This window comes from Actinoplanes sp. NPDC023801, from assembly GCF_040639655.1.
In the GTDB taxonomy this organism is placed as follows: domain Bacteria; phylum Actinomycetota; class Actinomycetes; order Mycobacteriales; family Micromonosporaceae; genus Actinoplanes.
In genome coordinates, this window is the sequence record NZ_JBFAAI010000012.1 from 51,851 (window position 1) to 76,898 (window position 25,048).

Sequence of the window (25,048 nt, forward strand, 5' to 3'; positions counted from 1 at the left end):
TGCGTCCGTACGCCCAAAGGCCTTGATCTTCCGACCGTGTTCCTCGGTGACCGCGGCGGGACCTGGCGCCCGGCGGCCGAAGGCGTGCGTGAGCTGACGTCACGGCACCTGGGACGCGACGCCGCGACCCGCTGCGTCGGCTTCGTGCGCAACGTCGTGCCGGTGGGCGACGAGTCGTATCGGCTCCCGGTTCCCGAGGCTCACGTCCCGGTGTTCGTGCCGCGCGACCCTTCGCTGCTTCCGGTGGACGGATCCGGCAGCTGGGTCGGTGCCTCCGACGCGCCCGCACTGCTGGCCGAACGCCACTGGTGGCTCATCGCGTGCGAGGCACTCGGCTGGCCACACGACTGACCCAGCCGGGTTTGAACTTGATTGTTCGGACACGAGAAATTCACGGACATCATGATCTGGCGACGTTCGGCTCCCGTAGATCTGTGTCGTCCGAATCGGACGAAACAAAGGAGCCGCCATGCCCCTCCCCCGTCCCCTGATCGCCGGCCTCGCCGCTGCCGTAATCACTATCGGTCTGCTGGGTTCCCCCGCCCAGGCCGCCCCGACCGGCATCCCGTCGAAGTCGACGGCACAGACCTACCTGAACGCACTGACCGTCGCCGCCGAGGCGAACGCGGGCACCTACGATCGGGAGCTGTTCCCGCACTGGATCACGATCTCCGGTACCTGCAACACGCGCGAGACCGTCCTCAAGCGGGACGGCAGCAGCGTCGTGACCAGTTCGGCGTGCGCCGCGACGTCCGGCCGGTGGTACTCCCCGTACGACGGCGCGACCTGGACCGCGGCCTCCGACGTCGACATCGATCACGTGGTGCCGCTGGCCGAGGCGTGGCGTTCCGGCGCGAGCGCCTGGACCACCAGCAAGCGGCAGACTTTCGCCAACGACCTGACCCGGCCGCAGCTGATCGCCGTCACCGACAACGTGAACCAGTCGAAGGGCGACCAGGACCCGTCGACGTGGCAGCCGTCGGTCACGTCGTACCGCTGCACGTACGCCCGGATGTGGATCGTGGTCAAGTATCACTACGCGCTGAAGGTGCAGTCGTCGGAGAAGACGGCGCTGCAGACGATGCTCAACACCTGCTCCAGCTGACGTCACGGGGCGCCGCTCCGGCGGCGCCCTGTCCCGTTTCGGACAACCGGTGCTCGAGGTAGGCGCGGCACTCCGGCCATTCCTCGACGACCACCGAATAGAGCGCGGAATCGCGCAGCATCCCATGCTCCCCCGGCGCCCAGGACCGGGACCAGTTGCGCAGCACACCCTCGAAACGCGCGCCGGTCCCGGCGATCGCGGCCCGGGACCGGGCGTTGCGGGCGTCGGTGCTCAACCCGACCCGCACGACCCGCCACACCTCGAACGCCTGCCGGAACAGCAGGTACTTCGCCTCCAGGTTGAGTCCGGAACCCTGCGCGGAGGCGGCCAGCCAGGTGAAACCCACGTCGATCTGGGCGAGCCGGTCACCACCGGGGAACGGGCGCGGGTCCCAGTAGGCGGTCACCCCCACCGCCCGGCCGGTCCGCAGACAGATCTGGGCGTACGGGAGAAGCCGTCCCGTCGCTGCGGTGGTGAGCTGCTCCTCGACGTAGGCGGCGGTGGTCCCGGCGGTCGGCACCCAGGTCCACGCGTACCGGCCGCGGTCCTCGCCGGCGGCCGCCGCCAGGCCGGGGACATGCCGCCGGTGCAGCGGCTCGAGGCGGACGAGACGGCCGTGCAGAACAGGATGATCCATGAGGGTCCCTCTGGTTCGCGGCTTGCCCGGCACGCCACGCGCCGGACCCGGTCATCACCCGGGGCACCCCGCCCGCGCCGCGGAGGGTTGCCGGCCAGCGAGCCGGGGCTTGACGCTGACACTCATGACCTGACGGGCAACATACCACTGATCCTCAACGGACAACGGGCACGTGGTGCAGGCCGCCGGCGGTCGGCAGCAGGTAGGCGTTCCAGGCCTGGTTGTCCGGGGTGACGTCCGCATCGAGCTCGAACCCGATGACCGCCGAAGTGAACGGGACCTCGGCGAAGACGGCCCGCCCGAGCCCGGCAAGCCATTCGTCGAGCGTCGTCCGCCATGCCAGCGACCGCTCGTCGCCGTCCGGCCCGAACGGGAAGCCGCCGATCCGGCGGTCGGTGCGGTGCAGCGCGCCGAGCGGCAGGCAGAGACCCAGATGGTCGGCGCCGAGGGGCCCGTCGGCGCGGTAGGGGATCAGCCGGCAGACGACCCGGTGCCCGCCGGGGACGACGACGGTGCCGGCGAGATCGCCCGGCTCGTCGAGCGCGACGGCCTCCGGTTCCCGCGGTGTCTGCCCGGCCGGGTCCCGGTGACGGTCCGGGTACCAGCCGTCGATGCCGGCGACCCGGGTCAGCGCCCGCGCAGCCCGGCCGAGGACGGCATCGTCCCGCGCGCCGAACTCGAGATACAGCTCGTAGTAGCCGCCGCTCCAGTTCTCCGGGTCGGTGAACGATGCGGGGTCCGCTCTGCGCCGTGGTGTGGTCACGCCGCCGAAGCCTAAACCGCGGCGTCACCGGTCCGGCGGGCGGCGAGCATCACCGCGGCATGGTCCGTCCGGTGGGCGGCGAGCACCACCGCAACCTCCTCCGTCCGGCGGGCGGCGAGCATCACCGCGGCCTCGTCGAGGACGGCTGCGGTGCCGGTGAGCGAACCGTTGACGATCAACGCGAAGACCAGCTGGCGGCCACCGGCGTCGGTGACGTACCCGGAGAGCGCGTTGACGCCGGTCAGCGTGCCGGTCTTGGCGCGCACGTTGCCGGCCGCCGGGGTGTCGCGCATCCGGTCACGCAGCGTGCCACCGACCATCGGGTCCGGGTCGCCGGCGACCGGGAGGGCCGCCCGGAACGCCGGGAACCAGGTTCTCCGCCGCGCCTGCCGCAGCAGGGTGACGACTTGGGCGGCGGTCACCCAGTTGCGGCGGCTCAAACCCGAGCCGTCACCCATGGTGAGCAGCCGGGTATCGACGCCGAGGCGGCCGAGGGCGGCGGTGGCGGCGGCCAGCCCGCTCGGCCAGCTTCCCGGCCGAGCCGGTTCAGCGGCCCGTGAGATGGCTTTGACCAGGAGCTCCGCGATGCCGTTGTTGGAGAGCTTGAGGAGCGGCGGCAGCATCTCGGCGAGCGGCGGTGAGACGTGAGCGGCGAGGTGGCGGAATGCCGGAGGCACCGGCCCTCTGGCCGTACGTCCACCGACCGTGACCCCGTGTCGCTGGAGCGCCGCCCGGAACAGCCCGGTCGTCGCCGCGGCCGGATCCGGGACGGCGGCCAGGGCGGTTCCGGACCGTCCGGCGGCCACCGAGCCACGCAGCGTGACTGTCGAGGTTCCGTGCGCCCGCACCGCGCTCACCGTGTCACCGCTGCCGCCGGTGACCGCCCGGTTGACGACCCGGACCTCCACGACCGGCGGCCACACCCGCACGACGGGTGGCCGCCCGGCCACGCCCCGGTAGCGGATCTCGACGGCCGCGTTGTCATACCGTCCGTCAGCCGCGAATGTCAGCGCCGAGACCGGAGCCGTGAACGACTCGTCCTGCCAGCTCCAGTCCAGGCCGAGCGGCACCCGGTCGAACCACGAGTCGTCGGCGACCAGCCGGTCGTAGCGTTTCGCCCCGGCCCGGGCCACCGTCGCGGCGAGCCGGTCGATCCGCTCGTACGTCAGCGTGGGGTCGCCCTGTCCGTGCAGATGGAGGCTGCCTCCGGCGGCCCGGACCGTGGTGCGGAACCGGTGGCCCGGCCCGAGGACCTCGAGGGCGGCGGCCGCGGTGAGCAGCTTCTGGTTCGACGCGGGAAGCACGCGCAGCCCTGCATTGCGCTGGTAGAGGCCGGCACCCGTGGCCGCGTCGCGCACGTCGGCGGCAATGGTGGCCCCGGCCAGCCGCGGGTCGGCCAGGATCCGGTCCAGCTCCGCGCGGAGGGTCCCGTCCGCGCCGCTCGGAGCACCGGCGGCGCGATCCTCGGTCACCGTGCGGGCGGTGGCCGGCGCGGCGGGGACCGGCACCGCGAGGAGGGCGCCGCAGACGGCTGCCACCAGGGCGGGAACACCACGCATCGGACGTCCTCGGCTGCGGGAACGGACGACGCGATCGTCACACGGCTCCGGCGGGTGGCGGCCCCGGATCGCCGGCGGTTCCCCCGTCGGAGTCAGCCGCTGTTGCGGGCGCGCCGGGTCTCGCGGGCGTTCGCCTTCTGAATGGCCTCGACCAGCTGCGGCTTCGTCATCCGGGAACGGCCGGCGACGTCGAGCTTGCGGGCGATGCCGAGCAGGTGATCCTTGCTGGCGTTGGCGTCGACGCCGCCCGCGGTCTCGGCTCTCGTGTCGCGGCCGCCGGCGGCCTTCGCGTCACTCGGGCCCTTCTCCTCCTTGGGCTCCCAGTGGTCGCCGACCTTCCCGAAGGAATGCTTGACCGCGGAGAACGCGGTGCGGTGAGCGCGCTCGCCCTCGCCGTACTGTTCGACGGCCGAGTCGTGGGTCTTGATGAAGGTGTCCTGTGCCTTCTTCGGGGAGCGCTTGAGCGTGTCGGGGAGTTCGTCGCGTCCGGGCATGATTCAGGGTTGCCCGGCCCCCGGCCCGGCAAACCCGGGTGCGGAGCCACCGAAGCGGGCGAACCGGACGCCGGGCACGGTCGGGCCGGTGCGCCGGGCGACGCCCAGGCCGCTGACGCCCTCGACGGTCACCTCGACGATGTCGGCGTCGGCGAACAGGACGGTCTCGCCGCCGGCTGGCATGCTCAGGATCAGGTCGCCGTGGTCGCGTACCTCTCCCCCGGCGGCCGTGAGCCCGGTGGCGCCGTTGGTCAGGTAGGGGTCGAGGTTCGGATGCGGGGTGGCGATCAGCCGGTCGTCGCGTACCGCCAGCACCCAGGGAAGGCTGAGCGACCCGGCCCACGCCGAACCGGGATGGGCGGGGTCCTCGCCGAGCCGGGCGAGCGCGCAGCGCCGGCCCGCGGCGTCGACGAAGGTGACCGCCGGCCCGAACCGGCCGTGCCCGAACGGGCCCCACGCGCGGGCGGTGAAGTGCATGCCGTCGTAGTTGCCGATCCCGTAGATCAGGTCGGCGGCCGGACCGCTGGTGACCAGCAGCACCCAGGAGCCGTCCAGCGGGAACAGCCGGGGACAGCCCCAGGACGACCGGTCCCGGGACACGATCACCCCGTCGTAGGACCAGTTCAGCAGGTCTGCCGAGTGGTACTGCAGCACGCCGGCCGTGCCGCCGCGCAGGCCGGCCCCGAGCAGCATCCGCCAGTTGCTGCCGGCCCAGAAGACGTAGGGGTCCCGCATCTCGGTGACCCCGGACGGCGGTCCGGCCAGCAGCGGGCCGGACGGTTCGGCCTGCCAGGCCGCGCCGGTCAGACCCGCCGGGGCGACGGCCCGCCCGACCCCGCCACCGGCGAGGGTGTGGAACAGCACCGGGCCGTCCGGGCCGGCCACGACGGTCCCGCAGCGGGCCGAGCCGTCGCGCGGTGGCGGGCCGGCGGCCTGCTCGGTCCAGAGGATCAGATCTTCGGAGAGGGCGTGCCCCCAGGCCGGATCCCGCCCGGACAGATGCTCGTAGAAGAGGTGGTAGCTCCCGCCGGAGGTGAGCACGCCGAACAGTTCGCCGACGCGGCCGGCACGCGGGGTGAAGTGCAGCCGGGGCCGCGGTTCGCGTTCCATGCCTCAGCGTGGCATCGACCGGCATCGGGCACCAGGGGGAACGCATGCCGTCCGGAGAGCGGTTAACCTGGCCCGGTGCCATACACACCGGGCGAAACCGCCGAGCGGCTCGGCGTCAGCATCGATACGATCCGCTACTACGAGAAGATCGGACTGCTGCATGGCATCCAGCGGACGTCGGCGGGCCGGCGGATCTTCTCCGACGACGACCTGTCGCGGCTCGGGCTGCTGCGCTGCCTGCGCGACTCCGGAATGCCGATCGCTCGCCTGCGCCGTTTCGCCGAGCTGCTGGGCAAGGGTGACGAGGCAGCCGAGCAGCGCACCGCGCTGCTGGAGGAACACGATCGGGAGATCGACGCGAAGGTGGAACAGTTGCGCGTGGAGCAGCAGCGGGTACGCGAGAAGATCGCCTGGTACAGGTCGGTGAGCCGATGACCGTCGCGTGGGTCAAAAGCCTGACCTTCGACTGCGCCGACGCCCTGGTCGTGGCCCGGTTCTGGGCCGCTGCCCTGGGCGGCGAACTGGACGCGACCGGCACCAGCGCCAAGGCGTTCGTGGAGGCACCCGGCTGGGGCGGCCCGAACCTGTGGTTCCAGCGCGTGCCGGAGCCGAAGACCGCGAAGAACCGGCTGCACTTCGACCTGCGCGCTCCGGGCGGAGACGTGCAGGCCGAAGTGGCGCGGCTGGAGAGGCTGGGTGCCACGGTGGTGACTCCGGGCCCGGACCTGACGGTCATGGAGGACCCGGAGGGCAACGTGTTCTGCGTCGAGGACTGATTCAGTACCGGCAGCGGAGCAGGACCAGGCTGTGCCGGGTGACCTTGAACTGGGTCCCGGCACGGGCGGTCTTGCGTTTGGCGGCGAGCAGCGGGTCGGCGGTGTTCGCGGCGAGCTCCCAGGTGCGGCCGTAATCACGGTCGGGCAGGGTGAACGCCACGTCCTCGTCGAGCGGGTTGAACAGCAGCAGGAACGAGGCGTCCTTGATCTCCTCGCCGAGGGCGTCGCGTTCCGGGATGCCGTTGCCGTTCAGGAACACCGTCATGGTCATGCCGCTGCGGGTGTTCCAGTCGGGCTCGGTCATCACCTCTCCGTCGCGGCGCAGCCAGGCGATGTCCGGCAGTTTCGAGTCGCCGGCCGGTTCGCCGGTGAAGAACCGCCGCCGCCGGAAGATCGGATGCTCGGCGCGCAACTTCAGCAGCCGCCGCACGAACCCGGTGAGCACGTCCTCGAGGCGGGCGCCCTCCCAGTCCATCCAGGAGATCTCGCTGTCCTGGCAGTAGACGTTGTTGTTGCCCTGCTGCGTGCGGCCCAGCTCGTCGCCGTGCGCGATCATCGGCACACCCTGGCTCAGCAGCAGCGTGGCCATGAAGTTCCGTTTCTGGCGTTCCCGCAGCACGATCACGTCGGCGTCCTCGGTCTCGCCCTCGACGCCGCAGTTCCACGACCGGTTGTGGCTCTCGCCGTCCCGGTTGCCCTCACCGTTGGCGTCGTTGTGTTTCTCGTTGTAGGACACCAGGTCGTGCAGGGTGAACCCGTCGTGCGCGGTCACGAAGTTGATCGACGCGATCGGGCGCCGGCCGTCGACCTCGTACAGGTCGGAGCTGCCGGTGAACCGGGACGCGAACTCGCCGAGGCTGGACGGCTCACCGCGCCAGAAGTCGCGGATCGAGTCGCGGTACTTGCCGTTCCACTCCGTCCAGTTCGGCGGGAACCCACCCACCTGGTAGCCGCCGTCACCGACGTCCCACGGCTCGGCGATCAGCTTGACCTGCGACACCACCGGGTCCTGGTTCACCAGGTCGAAGAACGCCGCCAGCCGGTCCACCGCGTGGAACTCCCGGGCCAGCGCCGCGGCCAGGTCGAACCGGAAACCGTCGACGTGCATCTCGGTCACCCAGTACCGCAGCGAGTCCATGATCAGCCGCAGCGACTCGTGATGCCGGACGTTGAGGCTGTTCCCGGTGCCGGTCGTGTCGTAGTAGTAGCGCTTGTCCTCGTCCACCAGCCGGTAGTAGGCCGGGTTGTCGATGCCCCGGAACGACAGCGTCGGACCGAGGTGGTTGCCCTCGGCCGTGTGGTTGTAGACGACGTCCAGGATCACCTCGATACCCTGCGAGTGCAGGGCCTTCACCATGGCCTTGAACTCCTGCACCTGACCACCGGCGCCGCCGAACGACGAGTAGCCGTTGTGCGGCGCGAAGAACCCGATCGTGTTGTAACCCCAGTAGTTGGTCAGGCCACGCTCGATCAGCCCGCTGTCGTGGACGAACTGGTGCACCGGCATCAGCTCGACCGCGGTCACCCCAAGATTCTTCAGGTACCTGATCATCGCCGGGTGGGCGAGACCCGAGTAGGTCCCGCGGACGTCGTCCGGGATGTCGGGGTGCTGGATCGTCATCCCCTTGACGTGCGCCTCGTAGATCACCGTCTCCCACATCGGGATCTTGAGCGGCCGGTCGTTGCCCCAGTCGAAATACGGGTTGATCACGACGGAACGCGGGGAGAAGGGCGCCGAGTCGGCGTCGTTGTACGACTCGGGATCCCCGAAGTTGTACGAGAAGAGCGCCTGATCCCAGCGGTAGTCACCGTCGATGGCTTTCGCGTACGGGTCGAGCAGCAGCTTCGACGGGTTGCACCGCAGCCCGCGCGACGGGTCGTACGGACCGTGCACCCGGTAGCCGTACCGCTGACCCGGCACCACCCGCGGCAGGTACCCGTGCCAGACCAGTGCCTCCCGTTCCGGCAGGTCGATCCGGGTCTCCCGGCCGTCGTCGTCGAACAGGCAGAGCTCGACACGGGTGGCCGCCTCGGAGAAGAGCGCGAAATTTGTTCCACCACCGTCGTAGGTCGCCCCGAGTGGATACGGGTTCCCCGGCCAGATATGCATGGGTCAACCTTGCCCAATCCGTACCCGCCGGGAAACTGTGATCGGGTCAACGTGGCGAGAAACATGCGCCGGGCCACGAGGAGGGGGTGCCGGCCGGCGATCGTGAACGTCGCGCTGCCCGCGATCCGTGCCGATCTGGACGCGCCGATCTCCGGCCTGCGGTGGATCATCGACTCGTACACCCTGGTTCTGGCCAGTCTGCTGGTGCTCGCCGGGTCCACCGGTGACCGGATCGGCCGGCGCCGGGTCTTCCAGGCTGTCGCGCACCGCTGTCTCCACCGGCTCGAGACAGCCGTCTGAGCCAGCCGGGGGTTGGGGTGGGACGTGACGTGGCGGCGGGTGCGGAGGTGGCGTGAGGAGGGACAATGGTGGCATGGGGGAACTGCTGGACATCCGGCGCATCTATCTCGAACCGGCGGCGGCCGAGCTGCCCCGCGGCAAGGAGATCCTGGCCCGCTGGCCGGACGCGACGATCGTCGAGGTGGAGAGTCATCAGCGGATCCCGGAGCTGTACGGCGACGAGACCAACGTCCGGCGGTGGGTGCGCATCAAGCAGGAGGCGCTGGTCGTCGGTGTGAAGAAGACCATGACCGCCCGGCCCAACGGGCGGTCCGCCGACTTCATCGCGCCCTCCACGGCCAACGGCTGCGCGATGGCCTGCGCCTACTGCTATGTGCCCCGGCACAAGGGATACAGCAATCCGATCACCGTCTTCGCCAACATCGAGCGCGTCTGTGCGTACACGAAAAGGCATGCGGAGCGTCAGGGCCGCAAACCGGAACCGAACGAATGCGACCCGGTGGCCTGGGTCTATGACATCGGGGAGAATTCCGACTGCTCGGTGGACGCCCGGATCAGCGACAACGTGCGCGATCTGGTGGAACTGTTCCGTGGGCTGCCGGATGCGAAGGCCAGTTTCGCCACCAAGCACGTCAACCGGGATCTGCTGGACTGGGATCCGCGGGGGCGGACCCGGATCCGTTTCTCGCTGATGCCGCCGGCCGACGCGAAGGTGCTCGACATCCGCACCAGCCAGGTCGAGGACCGGATCGCGGCGATCGACGACTTCGTCGAGGCGGGGTACGAGGTGCACGTCAACCTCAGCCCGGTCGTGGTGCGGGACGGCTGGCTCGAGGACTGGGCCGTGCTGCTCGACCGCCTGGACGCGGGGATCGGTCCGGCCGCGAAACGCCAGCTCGCCGCCGAGATCATCTTCCTGACCCACAACCGCGGCCTGCACGAGGTGAACCTGGGCTGGCACCCGCGGGCCGAGGACCTGCTCTGGCGCCCCGAGCTTCAGCAGGTGAAACGCTCGCAGAACGGTGACCTGAACGTCCGGTACCGCACCGGGGCGAAGGGCGGTTACGTTCGTGCGCTCACCGACCTGATCGCGCAGCGGACCCCCTATCTGAGGGTCCGCTACGCGTTCTGACGAGGGCGTGGATCAGGTGAAGCGGGTGGCGATCCAGTTGGCCACCAGCGCCGCGGTCTGGGTCACGGCGCCGTCGTGGGTGGCGTTCTCGACCGTCTGGAAGGTCACCGGCACCCCGTAACCGGCGATCTGACCGGCCAGGATCTCGGAGGCGAAGTACGGGACGGCATCGTCCGCGGTGCCGTGCACGAGCAGCACCGGAGCACTCGGCGCGGTCTGCGCGGGGTTCTCGTAGGAGGCCATCTTCGCAAGAACCGCGTCGGACACCACGCCCCCCTCGACGAGCTGTTCGGCCGTGAACTCGTCGTAGGCGTCGAGAATGTCGTAGAGACAGCCGGACTGCAGAACCCCGAGCTTTTCCTCGGCGGGTGCGGCGAGCACGTCCTTCCACTTGAAGGTCGGGTCGACGACCGAGACCCCGTAGAGCGCCATCACCAGGTAGCCCTGGGCGGCGGTGCCGGGGATGTAGTTGATGAACTCCTGGGTGTTGGAGACCGGAGCGATCGCCGCCGTGCCCTTGAGCACCAGGTTGCCGTCGTAGGACGGGGCGAGCTGGCTGGCGAAGAGCGCGCCCTGGCCGCCCTGCGAGTGGCCGTCCACGACGTACTGGGTGGACAGCGCGGGGTCGAGCAGACGGGCCGCGCGGACGTTGTCGATCAGCGAACGGCCGGCGCTGGCGCCGATCAGGTACGGGTGTTCCTGCGGCGTGCCGATGCCGGGATAGTCGGGAGCGGCCACGCTCCAGCCCCGGAGGAGCATCTCCTTGATGGCGTCGCGGGCCTCCGGCCAGAAGATGGCGTGATTGGTCGACGGGGCGCAGGTGTCGGCGATGCCGGTGGTGCCGTGCCCCCACGCCACCACACGGTTCGTCTTGCCGGCCTTCGGCGTGAGAACCAGTCCGGTCGCGGTGATCAGGCCACCCTTGATGTTGGTCGTGACGTACTGGATCCGCTTACCGGTGGCGAGGGCGGCCAGTTCCGGCGGCAGGCTCGCCGTCGTCGAGCTCAGCACGAATCCCGGCAAGGCCGCATGCGCCGGTCCGGCGGTCGCGACGAGCATCCCGGCCGCGGCGATCAGCGCGGCGAGGAGGAGTCGGGAGATCTTTCTCATGGCACCACATTCCCTGACTGAATCCGATTCGGATGATCGATGGAAGCCACAGCGTAAAACTGATCTACCCCGGAATGGATCGGCATTCAAGGGCACACGTACGTGCCCTTTCAGTTGTCGGCACACGTCAACAGAACGATGTGCCACCGATATTCAAAAGATCCATTTAATCGGCGGTTCATTATCAAAGTCAGACACCACTGGGGTACGTCTCCGGCTCGTGCACGTCCACCCGGAGAGTGTGCAGTGGCCGCAGCGCCCGCGTCTCGGTAAACCACAGAAACGCGTCGTAGCGCTCGCCCAGGATCGTCGGCACGTAATTGGCCCAGCGTTCCCGCTCCGGCCGGTAGACCACGCCGATCGCCCGGTGCGGCAGTTCCAGGGTGAGCAGATCCGGTCGTGGACCCCGCACCGGGAACACGAACAGCGCCTCCGGCGGGGCGGCCGCCTGTAAGACTTCCTCAAGCGAACCGGGCCGCGCCTCGGGCACGCCCATCGCCTCCATCGGCGCGCCCCACTCGGAGCCGGCGACCACGGTCCCGTGATGGGTGCCGAATCCGACGAGCAGCGTCCGGTCCGCGCCGAACCGCTCCCGGGCCAGCTGTCCGAGCGTCACCTCGCCGTAACCGGCCTGGTCGGTGGCCCGCGCGTCGCCGACATGGGTGTTGTGCGCCCAGACCACGGCTTTCGCGCTGGGCCCGTATCGGCGCAGCAGCCGGTCCAGGGTCTGGTCCATGTGCCGGTCACGGATGTTCCAGGCGTCCGGGCCGCCGCGCACCATCGTCCGGTAGTAGCCCTCGGCGCCCGCCACCACCTCGGCGTTCTGCCACACCGCGAAATCCCGATCCTTGACCGCGACGAGCATCCTGACGACCTTGTCCTCGCAGGCGGCCGGCACGAACTGGGTGGCCCAGGCGTAGGCGTTGGAGTCCTCGCGGTACGGCTCGAAGCACCGGTAGGCCTCCAGCACGGGCGGCACCAGGTCCGGGTCGTGCTCACGGACCCAGGTGAGGATCTCCCGCATCGACTGCCACAGCGAGTACACGTCGAGCCCGTGGAAGCCGACCCGGTCGTCCGGTGCCCGGCGCTCGTTGAATCCGCGCAGCCAGCGGGTGAAGTCGACGGTCTCCTCGTTCGCCCACATCCAGGTCGGCCACCGGTCGTAGCGGACCAGCGCGTCACGCGGGTCCGGGCCGGCACCACGGACCGCGGCGTTCACCCGCTCGCAGTCCGGCCAGTCGCCCTCCACCGCGACGAACGAGAAGCCGCGCTCCTCGATCAGGCGCCGGGTCAGTGCCGCCCGCCATTGATAGAACTCGTGCGTGCCATGGGTGGCCTCGCCGATCAGGACCGCCTTCGCGCCCTCCGCCCGGTCCAGCAGGATCTCCAGATCCCCAGGATCAAGCAGCGGGCGGGCGATCGACGCCACCTCGTCGGAGTACCGGGTCACCGGCGCCGCGTACCCGAAGGGGGTCGCCTCATACGTCCGACCTTGCCATGCTGGGGTGATGGGACGTCCCACGCTCTACGAAGCGGCCGGCGGAGCACCGGCCATGCTGGCCCTGGCCACCGACTTCCACGACCGCTGCCTGGCCGACCCGGAGCTTGCGCACCCGTTCTCGCACGGCGTAGACCCGGCGCACGTACGACATCTCGCCGAGTACTGGGGTGAGGTGCTGGGCGGGCCGCCCGTCTACACCGAGCGGCACGGCGGGCACGAGGCGATGCTGCGGGTGCACGCCAACCAGTGCGACGAGGATCCGTTCTCGGCGGCGTTCGTGACGTGCTTCGACGAGGCGGTCGCGGCCACCCTGCCGGACGATCCGGAACTGCGTGCCGCGCTCGGCGGGTACATCCGGGCGGCGACCGCCGAGGTCGGCTCCTACTTCCCGATGTCGGCGGTCGTGCCGCGGGATCCGCCGATGCCACGCTGGACCTGGGCCGGTCGCCAGGGACTCGACTCCTCCGTGTCGACGGCGGCGCCGGCCACCCGTACGCCATAGGTCGATCTTTCCCGGTCCTGGACCGGCCCCAGATATTCGTGACCGGTCAGGTGGCACCAGGCCGGCAGGTCGAGCGGCGCGGCCGGGTCGGTCGCGATCAGGTGGATCTCGGTGCCGGGCGCCAGGGTGGTGGTGAGCTTGCGCAACTCGATGAGGAGCAGCACGCAGCGGCGGTCGCCACCGTCGAGAACAACCGGGTCCATGAACAGATCATGCCCTGGGGCGCGCCGCCAGGATGCAGGTGTCGTCGTCGGGGTTGGCGCGCCGCAAGCGGCCCAGCAGCTCGGCGAGTGGCTGCTCCGGCGCGGTCCGCACCGCGTCGTCGACCGTCGCGATCACCGTGTCCAGGCCGACGTCCAGGCCGCGCCGCCGGTGCTCGACCAGCCCGTCGGTGTAGAGCAGCAGCACGTCCCCGGGGACGAACCCGATCACCGCGTCGGCGTACCGGGCGTCGTCGATCACCCCGAGCATCGGACCGGCCGGCCGGGCCAGGGGCGCGGTACGCCCGTCCCGGCTCAGCAGCGGCGGCGGATGGCCGGCCTGTGCCCACACCAGCTCGCGCCGGGCCGGATCGAACCGGGCGATCACCGCGGTCGCCGCCAGCTCCGGGGTGTCCGCCTCCAGCTCGCACATCAGCCGGTTCAGGTGCTGCAGCAGCAACCCGGGATCACTGGTGATCACCGCGAGGGCCCGCAGCGCGTGCCGCATCTGCGCCATCGTGGTCGCCGCGTGCGTGCCGTGGCCGGCCACGTCACCGACCGCGAGCAGCACCGACCCGTCCCGCAGCGGCGCCGCGTGGTACCAGTCGCCGCCGATCATCGCCTCCGGCCCGGCCGGCAGGTAACGCACCGCCACCCGCATGCCGGGCAGATCGATCGGCTCCGCCGGGATCGGCAGGATGATCCGTTGCAGCCGGGCGGCCAGCTCGTGCTCGGCCGCGAGCGTCCGCTCCACCTCGGCCAGCCGGTCCGCCCCGGCCTGCTGCTCGGTGACGTCCTGCACGATGCCGTAGATCCGCAGCGGCCGGCCCTCCCCGTCGCGTACCGCGTCCGCAACCGTTCGCAGGTGCTTCACCCGGCCGCCGACCGTCACCCGGGTCACCACGTCCACCCGCTCGGACCGGCGGAACGCCTCGAGCGCCGCCGCCCGCAACGGCTGGTCCTCGGCGACCGCGATCGCGTCCGACTCCTCCTGGCCGAGCGGGCCGAGCGCCGGGTCCCGCTCGTAGATCCGGTACAGGTGCGGCGACCAGTACGTCTCGCCACTGACCAGGTCCCATTCCCCCCAGCCCAGGTTGCCGAGCTGCTCCATGCCGTCGATCCGGTCCGACTCGCGATCCGGGTCCGGCAGGCGTTCCCAGCTGATCAGCAGGCCGGGGCCCAGCCGGCCGGCACGGATCGTGAAGTCGGCCTCCGCCACCCGGACCGGTCCCAGGTCGGCGGGCACCCCGGTGTCCAGGACCCGCTGGTAGACCTGCCGGCGGTCGCCGGCGAGCACCTCCGGATAGTGCCGGCTCACCGGCAGCCCGATCAGCTGTGAGCCACGACGGCCGTCCGGGGTGACCGCCTCCGGGCTCGCCGCCGCCCACACCAGGTCGGCCAGCCGGCCCGTGTCGTCGGCCTCGGCGGTCAGATATCCCGACATGCCGGGCAGCGAATCGAGTACGCCCTGCACCGTGGCCAGCCACGGCGTGGGGCCCGGTGCCACCTTCTCCGGGTGGCCGGCCAGTGCCGCCGCCACCAGCTGCGGCACCGTCTCCGGCGCGGGGATGCCGGCGAACGCCTCCGCGGAGTCCAGCAGCCGGATCACCCGGCCGGCGAGATCCGCGACGTCGCACTCCCGTTCCGACGCCATCCGCAGCAGATGCCGGTACGCCTCCGTGGTCCGGCACCGCGCGCGCCCGGCCAGCAGCCCGACCGCCCGCTCCACCGCGAGCCGGCCGCCCTCGCTCCCGGACCCGGCACGCGCCTGGGCACCGGCACCCCACCCGACCCGCGTTCCGGTGGAGGAGTCCGGCATCGGATCGCCGCGATCGCTGTCCGCCGAACCCCAGCCCGCTCCGGACCGCATGCCGCCCACCGTCCCCGCGTGAGCCTGACCTCCCACCAGCGACCTCCCGCCCGCTCCGGGTTCCTGCTTACGCCAGCGCGCGGCACCGTGACATCCTCCGATCATCCGGCCGGGTGCTTGCGGATGCGGCCTCGTCGCACAGGTCACCCGGTCGAGCGTCCGACGTTCGGTCAGCGTCCGCGCCACTGCGGACAGGCAGTCTCCCCGGGCCGCCGCGACCGCCGTCCCGGGCACGCCGGGACCGTCGTACGCGACAGCCGGGAGCGCACGGCGCCGGGCGGGGCGCACGCGGACGAGATCGAGGCGGCGGTACGCTTCGTGCCATGCCGAGCCGGACCGCGCCCACCCCCCGGGCGTGCTGACATGAGGCGCGGCGAGATCTGGACCATCGGTGATCGGGCCGATCTGCGGTACCGGGTTCTGGTGCTCTCCGGTGACAGTCACAACGAGCGGAAGAACGCCACGCCGTTCTGCGCGCCGATCGTGCGCCAGCGCGGGGTGACCGAGTTGCCGCCGTACGCGGTGGCGCTGACCGAGCAGGATCCGATCACCGGCGTCGTGGTGGTCAACCGGTTGCGTCGGCTGCCGGCGTCGACCGGTGCCGAGCGGATCGGCATGGTGACCGGCGCGAGCATGGCGCGGCTGGCGGCCGCGATGCGGGATCTCTTCGAACTCTGAGCCGGCGGGTGCGGTCAGGCGGCCCGGCGGGTGGCCTTGTCGTCGTACATGGCCTGGTCGGCACGACGGATGAGCTCGTCGGCGTTCAGGCCGCCGGTGGACAGGACGGTGCCGGCCGCCGCGCCGATACGGATCTCCTCGCCGGCGATCCGGACCGGCTCGGCGAGGGCGGCGCGCAGTAGCGCCGTCATGCGGTCCGCCGCGGGCCCCTGATCCGGGTCGTCGCCGACGAGGACGAACTCGTCGCCGCCGTAGCGGGCGGTGTAGAGGCCGGTGCTCCGCAGACGCCTCGCGACCTCGGCGAGCAGCCGGTCGCCGGCCAGATGACCGAGCCGGTCGTTGACCTGCTTGAAGCCGTTGAGGTCGCAGAAGAGTAGGATCACCGACGGGCGGCCGGCCAGCCGTTCGCGGGCCAGGCCGGCGTCGAGCCGGGCCCAGAGCGCGGCCCGGTTGGGCAGGCCGGTGAGCAGGTCGTGGGTGGCCTGGTGACGCAGCTGCCGGCCGGCCTCCTCACGCTGGCGGGCGAGGCGGGCGACCCGGAAGGCGACGAGGCCGACGATCAGCAGGTTGCCGACGGTGAGCAGGGCGGCGTCGCCGCGTACGCCGAGGATCTCCCGGACGCCGGAGACGAACGGCACCACGGTGACGGCGGCGGTGAGCACGATGACCCGCCCGGTGAAGAGCCGGTCCGGCGGGACCGGGCCGGGACGGGCCAGCCGCGGGGCGTCCGGATGCAGTGCCGCCAGGCCGAGCAGGGCGTAGCCGAGCAGGAAGAACATCTCGCGGGGCGCGGTGGTCTGCGCGGTGACCGCCCCGGTCGCACCGGCGACGGCGACGTAGCCGAGGAGGTCGCAGAGGACCGCCCCGGCGAACAGGACCAGCGGTGCGGGCCGGGGCCGGGCGATCCGGGCGACCCGGATCAGGACGCCGAGCACACCGGACAGCAACAGGACGCTGGCCAGCAGGTTGACCTGCAGCAGTAACGGCACCCCCGCCTGGTCGAGCCGGGGCTGCAGCAGCAGGGTCCAGGTGAGGGCGGCGATGACGATCGCGGTGACGGCGGCGTCGATCAGGCCGCCGAGGTCGTTGCGCGCGCGGCGCAGCACGAGGAGCACGGCGGCGGCGAGCAGGTGGAGATTGCTGACCGCCAGGACGACGTCCGCGGCGACCACCCACCGGTCCTGGCCGAGCGTGGCGAGCACCGCGTTGACCACGAGCCAGCCGGTGCCCAGACCCAGCTGGACGAAGGGCGCCCGGTCGCCGGGCGGCGCCCTGCGCACCAACAGGGTGACCGCGATCACGTTCAGGATCGCGAGCAGCAGGAAGATCCACTGCCGTCCGGGCCCGGGGACCACGCCCATGGCCGCCGTGCAGGCGATCACCACGGCCAGGTAGGCCAGCATGCCGGAGAAGCGGGTCACGGCTGTGCGATCGGCCGCGGCGGCGCAGACTTGAGCATGCTCACCACGTGGACGTGATCGAACCCCAGAGGCCCGGATCCCGTAAGAATGACCGCGGGGCCCATAACGGGCGGGTAACGAGGAAGGACGTAGTTGATGTCGCAGAAGGCGCAGATCGGTGTCACCGGCCTGGCGGTGATGGGCCGTAACCTGGCCCGTAACTTCGCCCGGCACGGCCACACCGTGGCGTTGCACAACCGCTCCTACGGCCGCACCAAGGAACTGGTCGAGGAGTTCGGTCACGAGGGCACGTTCCTCCCCGCCGAGACCGCGCAGCAGTTCGTCGACAGTCTGGAGCGCCCGCGCCGCGTCGTCATCATGGTGAAGGCCGGCCCGGCCACCGACGCGGTCATCGACGAGTTCGCTCCGCTGCTCGAAGAGGGCGACATGCTGATCGACGCGGGCAACGCACACTACGCGGACACCCGGCGGCGGGAGGCGGCGCTGAAGGCGAAGGGCCTGCACTTCGTCGGCGCCGGTGTCTCCGGCGGCGAGGAGGGCGCGCTGCACGGCCCGAGCATCATGCCCGGTGGGCCGAAGGAGTCGTACGAGGCGCTCGGCCCGCTGCTGGAGGACATCGCGGCGAAGGTCGACGGGGAGCCGTGCTGCGTGCACGTCGGCCCGGACGGCGCCGGTCACTTCGTGAAAATGGTGCACAACGGCATCGAGTACGCCGACATGCAGCTCATCGCCGAGGCGTACGACCTGCTGCGCCAGGTGGGCGGGCTGTCCCCGCAGGAGATCGCCGGCGTGTTCGGCAAGTGGAACGAGGGCCGTCTCGGGTCGTACCTGATCGAGATCACCGCCGAGGTGCTCAAGCAGACCGACGCGTCGACGGGCAAGCCGTTCGTGGACATCGTGGTGGACCGGGCCGAGCAGAAGGGCACCGGCCGCTGGACCGTGCAGGCGGCACTGGACCTGGGCGTGCCGGTGTCCGGGATCGCGGAGTCGGTGTTCGCGCGGGCCATCTCCGGTGGCGTGGCCGAGCGGACCGCCGCCGTCGAGGCCGGTCTGCCCGGTCCGTCGGCGACCGGCGAGCACTCCGGTGACCTGCAGGCCGACGTCGAGCAGGCGCTGTTCGCGTCGAAGATCGTGGCGTACGCCCAGGGCTTCCAGCAGATCCAGGCGGCCAGCAAGGAGTACGGCTGGGACATCGACCCGGGTGCGATGGCGAAGATCTGGCGGGCCGGCTGCATCATCCGCGCCAAGTTCCTGGACTTCATCAAGCAGGCGTACGACAAGCAGCCCGACCTGGCGACGCTGCTGGCGGACCAGTATTTCCTGGACGCCGTGTCGGGTGCGCAGGACGCCTGGCGGCGGGTCGTGGTGACCGCCGCCCAGCAGGGCATCCCGGCGCCGGGCTTCTCGTCGGCGCTGGCGTACTACGACAGCCTGCGGGCCCAGCGCCTGCCGGCCGCGCTGATCCAGGGCCAGCGGGACTTCTTCGGTGCGCACACCTACCAGCGGGTGGACAAGCCGGGTTCGTTCCACACCCTGTGGGCCGCCGAGGGCCGTCCCGAGGTGGACGCCTGACGTCCGGCGTCAGACCCGCGCGGGTGCCGGCGCCGCGGCGCGCGCCTTCACGGCGTACATCGCGGCGTCGGCCCGGGCGATGAGGCTCTCCCGGTCGGCGCCGTCGCCGGGCCAGGCGGTGGCGGTGCCGATCGAGGCGCCGATGCGTACGGTGCCGCCCGGCACCGCGATGGGCTCGGCGATCAGGGCGGTGATCCGCTCCGCGGCGGGTCCGGCCCCCGGGCCGCGCAGCAGGACGACGAACTCGTCGCCGCCGAGCCGGCCGACCGCGTCCTGCGGTCCGACCGCCTCGGTGAGCCGCTGCGCCACGGCCTGCAGCACGACGTCGCCGGCCTGGTGGCCGTACTGGTCGTTGACCGGTTTGAACCCGTCGAGGTCGCACAGCAGCAGGGTGATCTCGGCGTGTTCGCCACCGTCCAGCGCCCGGATCGCCTCGTCGATCTTCGCGACGACGTGCCGCCGGTTGTACAGCCCGGTCAGTTCGTCGTGGTGTGCCTGGTGGTGGAGGGTGCGTTCGGCCGCCGCCCGCTGCGACGACAGCAGGCGCAGGCGCAGCACCACCACCGGCACGACGAGCATGGTGCTGACCGGCAGGACCACGCTTGCGGGCCGGTCGGCCTGCATCGCCTGGACGGCCGCGAGCAGCGGGTTGGCGCAGAGCGCGGCGCCGAGCCAGCCGAGCGGCGGGTGGTCGGCGGTGGTCCGGCCGGCCATCGGTTCGGTGACCATCGGCGCGGACGGCAGGACGGGGCCGGCGGCGAGCGTCAGATAGGCCAGCATCATGAACTGCGCGGTCCAGACGGAACTGCCGTTCACGGTCAGCACCGCGGTCACGTGGCAGATCAGGGTGAGTATGACGGCGAGCATCAGGTAGGCCAGGGGGGCACGGGCCTGTGGTGCGGTGACGCCGATCCGGATGAGGCAGCCGAGCACCCCGGTGAGGACGAGCAGGTCAGCGAGGAGCAGCGTCTCGCCGAGCGGGGTGGCGCCCGGCCCGAGGTTCGGCCCGATCAGCCATTCCCAGATCGGGCCGGCGGCACAGAGGCCGAACAGTGCGGCGTCGATGAGGCCACCCGGGTCCTTGTGGCCGTGGCGCCGCAGCGCGTTCCCGACGCCGACCAGGAACAGCAGGTGGGCGCTCGCCATGACGATGTCGGTCGGGGATCCCTCGGCGCGGCCCAGGTGGTGACCGGGAATCCAGTCGGGCCAGAGGACGGTGCCGAGGGTGAGGCAGGCGAGCCCGGCCGCGGCGGCGAGCCACGGTTTGCGGTCGCTGAGGTGCCCGGAGCTCAGAGCGAGCAGGTACGTGACGACCGGCACGGTGGTCGCCGTCGCGAAGACCACCATGCGCAGCTCGGGCTCGGCCAGCGCGTACGCCGTGCACACCGTCACCGACAGCACGAGCAAGCCCAGGTGCACGGGCCATGCGGGCGCCGTAGCTCGGGGCCATCTCATCGCCTCGGTCCTCTCGCCGACGCCGGCGGGGGCCGACAGTCAAACATCGGCCGGATCCGCGCGCGCCTGAGGAAACCGCGTTCTCTGACTCAGGTCAGATATCCTCGGCACATGCACGCCGACGCGATCGACCGGATCCGCGACTTCAACCGGTTCTACACGCAACGCCTGGGCCTGCTCAGCGATCGGTACCTCGGCCTCGACCGCCCGCTCGGCCACTCCCGGTTGCTCTGGGAGATCGGCGACCGGGCCGCCGTCCGTGACCTGCGCGAGCACCTCGGCCTGGACTCCGGCTACCTGAGCCGGCTGTTGCGCGCCCTCGAGCAGCAGGGCCTGATCCGCGTCGTCCCGCATCCGGACGACGCCCGCGGGCGGGTCGCCGAGCTGACCGGCGCCGGGCGGCGTGAGCGGGCCGCTCTCGACGAGCGTTCCCGGGACGGCGTCGCCGCACTGGTCGCCGGTCTGGACCCGGAGCAGCGGGCCGAGCTGGTGGAGGCGCAGGAGCGGGTGCGGCGGCTGCTGCGGCTGGCGAGCATCACGATCGGGCCGGTGCCGGCCCGCGATCCCGCCGCCTGGCGGTGCCTGCGGCGCTATGCGACGGAACTGGCCGGGCGCTTCCCGGAAGGCTACGACGAGGCGACGCTGACCACTCCGGAGGAGCTGGACGGCACCCTGTTGCTGGCCCGCGAACAGGACCGGCCGGCCGGCTGCGGCGCGTGGGTCCGGCTGTCACCCGGGGTCGCCGAGATCCGGCACCTGTGGGTGGCCGGCGAGGCGCGCGGGCTCGGCCTGGGCCGGCTCCTGCTGCGCGGGCTGGAGGCGGACGCCGCGGCGCACGGCGTCACCACGGTCCGGCTCGGCACGCACCGTGTGCTCACCGAGGCCCTCGCCCTGTACCGGGCCGCCGGCTACCACGAGATCGACGGATACGGCTCCTCCCCGTACAACCAGATGTGTTTCGAGAAGCGGGTTCAGGCGGTGGCGGGTTCGGCGGCGGGGGCCGGGGACTCCTCGGACACCCGCCGGCTCAGCGCCCGGTAGGGGCGGCTGGCAAGGGCCGATGCCGTGGCGATGACGCCGATGACGCCGGTCAGCACGAAGACGAGGGCCATGCCGCGGTCGGGCCCGGTGCCGAACCACGATCCGATGGCCGACGCACCGGCACCACCGTCGCTCATGAACGGGATGAACACGAACTGGGTGATCGGCGAGATGAGAAAGGCGGTCAGCGGGGACGCCGCCTGCTCCACGCTCTGCGCCAGCCCGAAGACCCGGCCCTGCCGCTCGTACGGCACCACACGCTGCAGGATGGTCTGCTCGGCGGCCTCGGCGTACGGCATGAGCAGCATGTACAGGTACATGCCGACGGCCATCGGGATGATCGACGCCCAGAGCGGGAAGATCAGGATGATCGCCCAGAGCACCACGTTGATCAGCAGGAGCAGCCGGACCGGCCGGGATCCGAGCCCGGTCCGGGCGATCGCCAGCCCGCTGATGATGAAGCCCGTGCTGATCACGCCCCACAGCAGGCCCCACGTCTGCACCGACACCAGGGACAGGCCGTAGGCGTCGGCCAGCGCCATGAAGACGCCGCCGAGGAAGTTGTTGAACGTGCTGAACAGGATCAGCGCGGTCAGGCCCGGCACCCTCCGGATGATCCGCAGCGTGCCCCGCAGGTCGACGCCGGGTGCGGCGGCCTCGGCGTCCGCGTCGGCGTGGCCGTCCGGCCGTTCCGGGATCGGCACGAAGGCCAGGTGGACGATCGAGAGCGCGAGCACCACGAGAGCCAGGACGAGAATCGAGAACATGCCGTCGAAGGCCACCAGCACACCGCTGATCACCGACGTGACCAGGAAGGTGGTGCCCGAGACGGTGCCGACCAGGCCGTTGGCCCGGTCCCGGCGGTCCTCGTCGATCAACAGGGTGACCATGGTCGGCAGCGCGATGGTGCGAATGTTCCCGGCGATCACGCCGAACATCAGGAGCAGCACGAACATCCAGAGCCGGGCGTCGGCCGGGTCACGGAACGCGGCCTCGGGCACCGCCGTGTAGAGGGCGAGTGCTCCCGCGTACATCGCCAGCGAGGCGATCGCCGAACCCTGCAGGGCGATCTTCTTCCGGTGGCCGTCGACCAGGCTCCCGAACCAGATGCCGGTGAGCGCGGTCAGCACCAGGAAGATGCCGGAGATGACGCCGGTGGCGAAGACCGACTTCGTCTGCAGGTACGTCCAGAAGGTGACGGCGAACCAGACGCTGAAGTTGATGATCGATACCAGGCCGGTGTTGAGCAGCAACTGATAGAAGGTCCGCACATGGCCCGTGATGACGGTCATGGGTGCACGCTAGTACGTGCACCCGGGTTGAGGTCCAATCGAATTCGGCCGGGCTCAGGCCGCCCGGACCGGGTCGGCGGCCATCAGCGCGCCGCACTCGGCCGGCGGCAGCGGCCGGGCCATGAAGAAGCCCTGGCCGTACCGGTAGCCCATGTCCCGCAGGCGGTCCACCTGCTCCTGGCTCTCGATGCCCTCGGCGACCGCCTTCAGCTGCAGGTACTCGGCGAGCTGCGCCACCGCGGCGGCGACCGCGAGCCGGCCACGGTCGGCGCCGTCGGCGATGCCGTCGACGAACGACTTGTCGAGTTTCAGCACGTCGACCGGGAAGGCGCGGAGCAGGCTGAGCGACGACTGACCGGTGCCGAAGTCGTCGAGCGCCAGCCGTACACCCATCTCGTGCAGTGCCTGGAGAGTCTCCCGGACCTGCCAGCCGTCGACCACCGACGACTCGGTGACCTCCAGGATGATGTTGCGGGAGGTCAGCCCGGTGTCGCTGAGCACAGCCGCGACCTCGTCGACGAACCCGGCCTCGCGCAACTGCCGGACGGCCACGTTGACGTTGACCGCCTCGACCGCTCCCGCGCCGTACTCGGCCCGCCAGCGGGCCAGCTGCTCACATGCCTCCCGCAGCACCCACGCGCCGAGCGGCACGATCAGCCCGGACCGCTCGGCGACCGGGATGAAGTCGCCCGGCGAGACGAAGCCGCGGTCCGGATGCTGCCAGCGGACCAGCGCCTCACACCCGTGCAGCCGTCCGGTGACCAGGTCGAAGACCGGCTGATAGAGCAGCCGGAGCTCGCCGCGGATGATGCCGTTGCGCAGTTCGCTGGCCATCCGGGCGTGGTTGACCACGTCCTGGCGCATGCGCGGCTCGAACCGGGCCAGAGAGGCCTTGCCGCTGCCCTTGGCCGCGTACATGGCGATGTCGGCGTTGCGCAGCACCTCGTCGGCGCCCTCACCGGCGTCGGCTACCGCGATACCGGCGCTGCCGTGCAGCAGCAGTTGCTGGTCCCCGACCCGGAACGGGTCGGCGAGGGCCAGCAGGAGCCGGTTGGCGGCGGCCTCCGCCTCGTGCTCGTCGTCGACCGGCAGGAGGACGGCGAACTCGTCGCCGCCGAGCCGGGCCGGCATCTCGCCGGCCGTGCACCGTTCGCTGAGCCGCTGCGACACCTGGAAGAGCAGCTGGTCGCCGGCCGCGGGGCCGATCGTGTCGTTGATCATCTTGAAGTCGTCGACGTCGATCAGCAGCGCGGCGGCCGGCTGGTGGGCGTCGAGGCGCTCACCGAGCGCGACCAGGAACCGGGCCCGGTTGGGCAGCCCGGTCAGGCCGTCGCTGAGCGCGAGGCGTTCCAGCTCGGCCTGCTGCGCCCGGATGCCGCGCAGGGCGACGGTGTTCTCCCGGAGACTGAGCAGCTGCCGTGCGACGACGCAACCGGCGATCAGCAGGGCGCCGATGATCACCACACGCTGGCGGCCGGTCATGTCCTGGGCGCTGACACTGATCACCAGGCCGGCGGTGGCGGTGACCGCGACGAACGGCAGCAGGTTGAACAGCGACCGGTCCGGGAACGCGGCCTCCCGCCCGGCCGGCCGGGTCAGGGCCCGCCGCTGCAGGTGGGCACCGACGCACATGGCGGCGCCGGTCAACGGCAGGGCCAGCACCGACAACGCCATCCGCGACCAGTCGTCACCGGCGATCAGAAGAACGGTACCGACGACACAGGTGATCGGGCCGGTGGTGAGCACGCGCAAGGCGGCGCCGTCGACGATCGACTCCGGCGCGGCCGCGGCCTTGCCGACGACGACCAGCAGCAGGACGCCGCCGACACCGACGCCCGCGGCCACCGCCCGGGCCTGCAGCGAGGTGCTGGCCGGGGCCAGATCGAACACCGCGTACCAGAAGACCAGCGCGCTGGCGACCGCGACGGTCACGGTGTCGAGGACGCCGCGCAGCCAGCCGGCCGGAGTACGCCGGGGGCCGGGAAGACCGAGGAAGGCGGCCATCAGCATCCCGACGCCGAGCATCATCGGCACGGCCACCCACAGCGACATGCCGGTGTCGTTGTTGGCCCGCAGCAGAGCCACGACCGAGGTGACCAGCAGGCAGACCGCGGCGTGTTCGAGACGGCGCCAGAAGGTGCGCACCGGCCGGGGCATCTGCACCACCCGGGCGATCCGCTGACACGCGAACACACCCGCGGCCAGAGCGACCGGGCCGCCCGCGTAGCCGAGGAACACGTCCTCGGCATCGCGGATCAGCAACCAGACCAGGACTCCGATGTTCGCCCAGACGGCCACCAGTACGGGAGCCAGGCCCCCGGCACTCGGCCGGGGGCTACCGGCGGTCTCGGGTTCGGTCATCGGTGTCGTTCGGCTCCTGCCCGGTTAGGCGCGTTCCCTGCCTTCTGTCTGTCGGCGCG

General features: G+C 71.3%; 23 protein-coding genes, 1 pseudogene and 1 riboswitch. Of the genes and pseudogenes, 10 read left to right on the forward strand and 14 right to left on the reverse strand.

Features of this window, described 5'->3' with window-relative positions; translation table 11 throughout:
* The first annotated feature begins 36 nt into the window (after positions 1-36).
* Both AB0G04_RS22025 and AB0G04_RS22030 read left to right on the forward strand, forming a co-directional pair.
* Positions 37-351 (forward strand): hypothetical protein, encoded by a 315-nt coding sequence (locus AB0G04_RS22025; protein WP_360985568.1) that lies wholly within the window; start codon positions 37-39, stop codon positions 349-351.
* 118 nt (positions 352-469) lie between these two features.
* Entirely contained in the window at positions 470-1,105 is a 636-nt protein-coding gene (locus tag AB0G04_RS22030) for an HNH endonuclease family protein (RefSeq protein ID WP_360985571.1), read from the forward strand.
* On the opposite strand, the gene AB0G04_RS22035 is transcribed toward AB0G04_RS22030, so the two are convergent.
* From AB0G04_RS22035 to AB0G04_RS22055, 5 genes are all read right to left on the reverse strand, one after another.
* The gene (locus AB0G04_RS22035) at positions 1,086-1,742 is read right to left on the reverse strand and encodes a GNAT family protein (RefSeq protein WP_360985574.1); all 657 of its coding nucleotides are present in this window, start codon (positions 1,740-1,742) and stop codon (positions 1,086-1,088) included. The genes AB0G04_RS22030 and AB0G04_RS22035 overlap by 20 nt on opposite strands.
* A gap of 13 nt (positions 1,743-1,755) precedes the next feature.
* Positions 1,756-1,872: riboswitch (SAM riboswitch) on the reverse strand.
* A 24-nt stretch (positions 1,873-1,896) separates the two neighbouring features.
* Complete coding sequence (locus tag AB0G04_RS22040; RefSeq protein WP_360985577.1) at positions 1,897-2,505, reverse strand: hypothetical protein; 609 nt, start codon at positions 2,503-2,505, stop codon at positions 1,897-1,899.
* A gap of 11 nt (positions 2,506-2,516) precedes the next feature.
* Entirely contained in the window at positions 2,517-4,064 is a 1,548-nt protein-coding gene (dacB, locus tag AB0G04_RS22045; RefSeq protein ID WP_360985580.1) for a D-alanyl-D-alanine carboxypeptidase/D-alanyl-D-alanine-endopeptidase, read from the reverse strand.
* A 92-nt stretch (positions 4,065-4,156) separates the two neighbouring features.
* A complete protein-coding gene (locus AB0G04_RS22050) occupies positions 4,157-4,558 on the reverse strand; it encodes a ChaB family protein (RefSeq protein ID WP_360985583.1) in 402 nt (133 codons plus the stop codon).
* A gap of 3 nt (positions 4,559-4,561) precedes the next feature.
* Positions 4,562-5,668: a glycoside hydrolase family 32 protein gene (locus tag AB0G04_RS22055; protein WP_360985586.1), complete on the reverse strand. Its 1,107-nt coding sequence runs from the start codon at positions 5,666-5,668 to the stop codon at positions 4,562-4,564.
* Positions 5,669-5,743: 75 nt separating this feature from the next.
* Here AB0G04_RS22055 and AB0G04_RS22060 point away from each other — a divergent pair, with 75 nt between their 5' ends.
* Positions 5,744-6,103, forward strand: coding sequence for a MerR family transcriptional regulator (locus AB0G04_RS22060; RefSeq protein WP_360985589.1), 360 nt, complete (start codon positions 5,744-5,746; stop codon positions 6,101-6,103).
* Positions 6,100-6,444, forward strand: a complete 345-nt coding sequence (locus AB0G04_RS22065; RefSeq protein ID WP_360985592.1) for a VOC family protein — start codon at positions 6,100-6,102, stop codon at positions 6,442-6,444. Before AB0G04_RS22060 ends, AB0G04_RS22065 begins: the two co-directional genes overlap by 4 nt.
* 1 nt (position 6,445) lies before the next feature.
* On the opposite strand, the gene glgX is transcribed toward AB0G04_RS22065, so the two are convergent.
* Positions 6,446-8,554, reverse strand: coding sequence for a glycogen debranching protein GlgX (gene glgX, locus AB0G04_RS22070; protein ID WP_360985595.1), 2,109 nt, complete (start codon positions 8,552-8,554; stop codon positions 6,446-6,448).
* A gap of 102 nt (positions 8,555-8,656) precedes the next feature.
* Here glgX and AB0G04_RS22075 point away from each other — a divergent pair, with 102 nt between their 5' ends.
* Entirely contained in the window at positions 8,657-8,854 is a 198-nt protein-coding gene (locus tag AB0G04_RS22075) for a hypothetical protein (protein WP_360985598.1), read from the forward strand.
* 73 nt (positions 8,855-8,927) lie between these two features.
* On the forward strand, positions 8,928-9,986 hold the full coding sequence (locus AB0G04_RS22080) for a spore photoproduct lyase family protein (RefSeq protein ID WP_360985601.1): 1,059 nt from the start codon (positions 8,928-8,930) through the stop codon (positions 9,984-9,986).
* A gap of 12 nt (positions 9,987-9,998) precedes the next feature.
* Here the strand turns inward: AB0G04_RS22080 and AB0G04_RS22085 are convergent, their stop codons facing one another.
* Together AB0G04_RS22085 and AB0G04_RS22090 are read right to left on the reverse strand one after the other, a co-directional pair.
* Positions 9,999-11,096, reverse strand: a complete 1,098-nt coding sequence (locus tag AB0G04_RS22085; protein WP_360985604.1) for an alpha/beta fold hydrolase — start codon at positions 11,094-11,096, stop codon at positions 9,999-10,001.
* Positions 11,097-11,286: 190 nt separating this feature from the next.
* Positions 11,287-12,546: an erythromycin esterase family protein gene (locus tag AB0G04_RS22090; protein ID WP_360985607.1), complete on the reverse strand. Its 1,260-nt coding sequence runs from the start codon at positions 12,544-12,546 to the stop codon at positions 11,287-11,289.
* 58 nt (positions 12,547-12,604) lie between these two features.
* On the opposite strand from AB0G04_RS22090, the gene AB0G04_RS22095 reads away from it, so the two are divergent.
* Positions 12,605-13,099 (forward strand): group II truncated hemoglobin, encoded by a 495-nt coding sequence (locus tag AB0G04_RS22095; RefSeq protein WP_360985610.1) that lies wholly within the window; start codon positions 12,605-12,607, stop codon positions 13,097-13,099.
* A gap of 29 nt (positions 13,100-13,128) precedes the next feature.
* On the opposite strand, the pseudogene AB0G04_RS22100 reads toward AB0G04_RS22095, so the two are convergent.
* A pseudogene (locus AB0G04_RS22100) lies at positions 13,129-13,302 on the reverse strand (sulfurtransferase TusA family protein); the annotation flags it as partial.
* A 7-nt stretch (positions 13,303-13,309) separates the two neighbouring features.
* Entirely contained in the window at positions 13,310-15,169 is a 1,860-nt protein-coding gene (locus tag AB0G04_RS22105) for a SpoIIE family protein phosphatase (RefSeq protein WP_360985613.1), read from the reverse strand.
* Positions 15,170-15,532: 363 nt separating this feature from the next.
* Here AB0G04_RS22105 and AB0G04_RS22110 point away from each other — a divergent pair, with 363 nt between their 5' ends.
* Positions 15,533-15,847, forward strand: a complete 315-nt coding sequence (locus tag AB0G04_RS22110; protein ID WP_360985616.1) for a type II toxin-antitoxin system PemK/MazF family toxin — start codon at positions 15,533-15,535, stop codon at positions 15,845-15,847.
* Between the two features lie 14 nt (positions 15,848-15,861).
* Here AB0G04_RS22110 and AB0G04_RS22115 read toward each other — a convergent pair whose 3' ends face one another.
* The gene (locus AB0G04_RS22115) at positions 15,862-17,268 is read right to left on the reverse strand and encodes a GGDEF domain-containing protein (protein WP_360985619.1); all 1,407 of its coding nucleotides are present in this window, start codon (positions 17,266-17,268) and stop codon (positions 15,862-15,864) included.
* 135 nt (positions 17,269-17,403) lie between these two features.
* On the opposite strand from AB0G04_RS22115, the gene gndA reads away from it, so the two are divergent.
* On the forward strand, positions 17,404-18,840 hold the full coding sequence (gene gndA / locus AB0G04_RS22120) for an NADP-dependent phosphogluconate dehydrogenase (RefSeq protein ID WP_360985622.1): 1,437 nt from the start codon (positions 17,404-17,406) through the stop codon (positions 18,838-18,840).
* Between the two features lie 9 nt (positions 18,841-18,849).
* Here gndA and AB0G04_RS22125 read toward each other — a convergent pair whose 3' ends face one another.
* A complete protein-coding gene (locus AB0G04_RS22125) occupies positions 18,850-20,295 on the reverse strand; it encodes a GGDEF domain-containing protein (RefSeq protein WP_360985625.1) in 1,446 nt (481 codons plus the stop codon).
* Positions 20,296-20,406: 111 nt separating this feature from the next.
* Here AB0G04_RS22125 and AB0G04_RS22130 point away from each other — a divergent pair, with 111 nt between their 5' ends.
* Positions 20,407-21,336 carry a MarR family winged helix-turn-helix transcriptional regulator gene (locus AB0G04_RS22130; RefSeq protein WP_360985627.1) on the forward strand — a complete coding sequence of 310 codons (930 nt, stop codon included), beginning with the start codon at positions 20,407-20,409 and terminating at the stop codon, positions 21,334-21,336.
* Here the strand turns inward: AB0G04_RS22130 and AB0G04_RS22135 are convergent.
* Both AB0G04_RS22135 and AB0G04_RS22140 read right to left on the reverse strand, forming a co-directional pair.
* On the reverse strand, positions 21,267-22,628 hold the full coding sequence (locus tag AB0G04_RS22135) for an MFS transporter (protein ID WP_360985630.1): 1,362 nt from the start codon (positions 22,626-22,628) through the stop codon (positions 21,267-21,269). The genes AB0G04_RS22130 and AB0G04_RS22135 overlap by 70 nt on opposite strands.
* Positions 22,629-22,682: 54 nt before the next feature.
* A complete protein-coding gene (locus AB0G04_RS22140; protein ID WP_360985633.1) occupies positions 22,683-24,989 on the reverse strand; it encodes an EAL domain-containing protein in 2,307 nt (768 codons plus the stop codon).
* Positions 24,990-25,048: the final 59 nt, after the last annotated feature.

Bases quoted from the DNA above. Each gene is read 5' to 3' on its own strand.
- AB0G04_RS22030 (WP_360985571.1), top strand. From the start codon at position 470: ATGCCCCTCCCCCGTCCCCTGATCGCCGGCCTCGCCGCTGCCGTAATC.
- AB0G04_RS22035 (WP_360985574.1), bottom strand. From the start codon at position 1,742: ATGGATCATCCTGTTCTGCACGGCCGTCTCGTCCGCCTCGAGCCGCTG.
- dacB (WP_360985580.1), bottom strand. From the start codon at position 4,064: ATGCGTGGTGTTCCCGCCCTGGTGGCAGCCGTCTGCGGCGCCCTCCTC.
- AB0G04_RS22050 (WP_360985583.1), bottom strand. From the start codon at position 4,558: ATGCCCGGACGCGACGAACTCCCCGACACGCTCAAGCGCTCCCCGAAG.
- AB0G04_RS22055 (WP_360985586.1), bottom strand. From the start codon at position 5,668: ATGGAACGCGAACCGCGGCCCCGGCTGCACTTCACCCCGCGTGCCGGC.
- AB0G04_RS22065 (WP_360985592.1), top strand. From the start codon at position 6,100: ATGACCGTCGCGTGGGTCAAAAGCCTGACCTTCGACTGCGCCGACGCC.
- glgX (WP_360985595.1), bottom strand. From the start codon at position 8,554: ATGCATATCTGGCCGGGGAACCCGTATCCACTCGGGGCGACCTACGAC.
- AB0G04_RS22080 (WP_360985601.1), top strand. From the start codon at position 8,928: ATGGGGGAACTGCTGGACATCCGGCGCATCTATCTCGAACCGGCGGCG.
- AB0G04_RS22085 (WP_360985604.1), bottom strand. From the start codon at position 11,096: ATGAGAAAGATCTCCCGACTCCTCCTCGCCGCGCTGATCGCCGCGGCC.
- AB0G04_RS22095 (WP_360985610.1), top strand. From the start codon at position 12,605: ATGGGACGTCCCACGCTCTACGAAGCGGCCGGCGGAGCACCGGCCATG.
- AB0G04_RS22105 (WP_360985613.1), bottom strand. From the start codon at position 15,169: ATGCGGTCCGGAGCGGGCTGGGGTTCGGCGGACAGCGATCGCGGCGAT.
- AB0G04_RS22110 (WP_360985616.1), top strand. From the start codon at position 15,533: ATGAGGCGCGGCGAGATCTGGACCATCGGTGATCGGGCCGATCTGCGG.
- gndA (WP_360985622.1), top strand. From the start codon at position 17,404: ATGTCGCAGAAGGCGCAGATCGGTGTCACCGGCCTGGCGGTGATGGGC.
- AB0G04_RS22125 (WP_360985625.1), bottom strand. From the start codon at position 20,295: ATGAGATGGCCCCGAGCTACGGCGCCCGCATGGCCCGTGCACCTGGGC.
- AB0G04_RS22130 (WP_360985627.1), top strand. From the start codon at position 20,407: ATGCACGCCGACGCGATCGACCGGATCCGCGACTTCAACCGGTTCTAC.
- AB0G04_RS22135 (WP_360985630.1), bottom strand. From the start codon at position 22,628: ATGACCGTCATCACGGGCCATGTGCGGACCTTCTATCAGTTGCTGCTC.
- AB0G04_RS22140 (WP_360985633.1), bottom strand. From the start codon at position 24,989: ATGACCGAACCCGAGACCGCCGGTAGCCCCCGGCCGAGTGCCGGGGGC.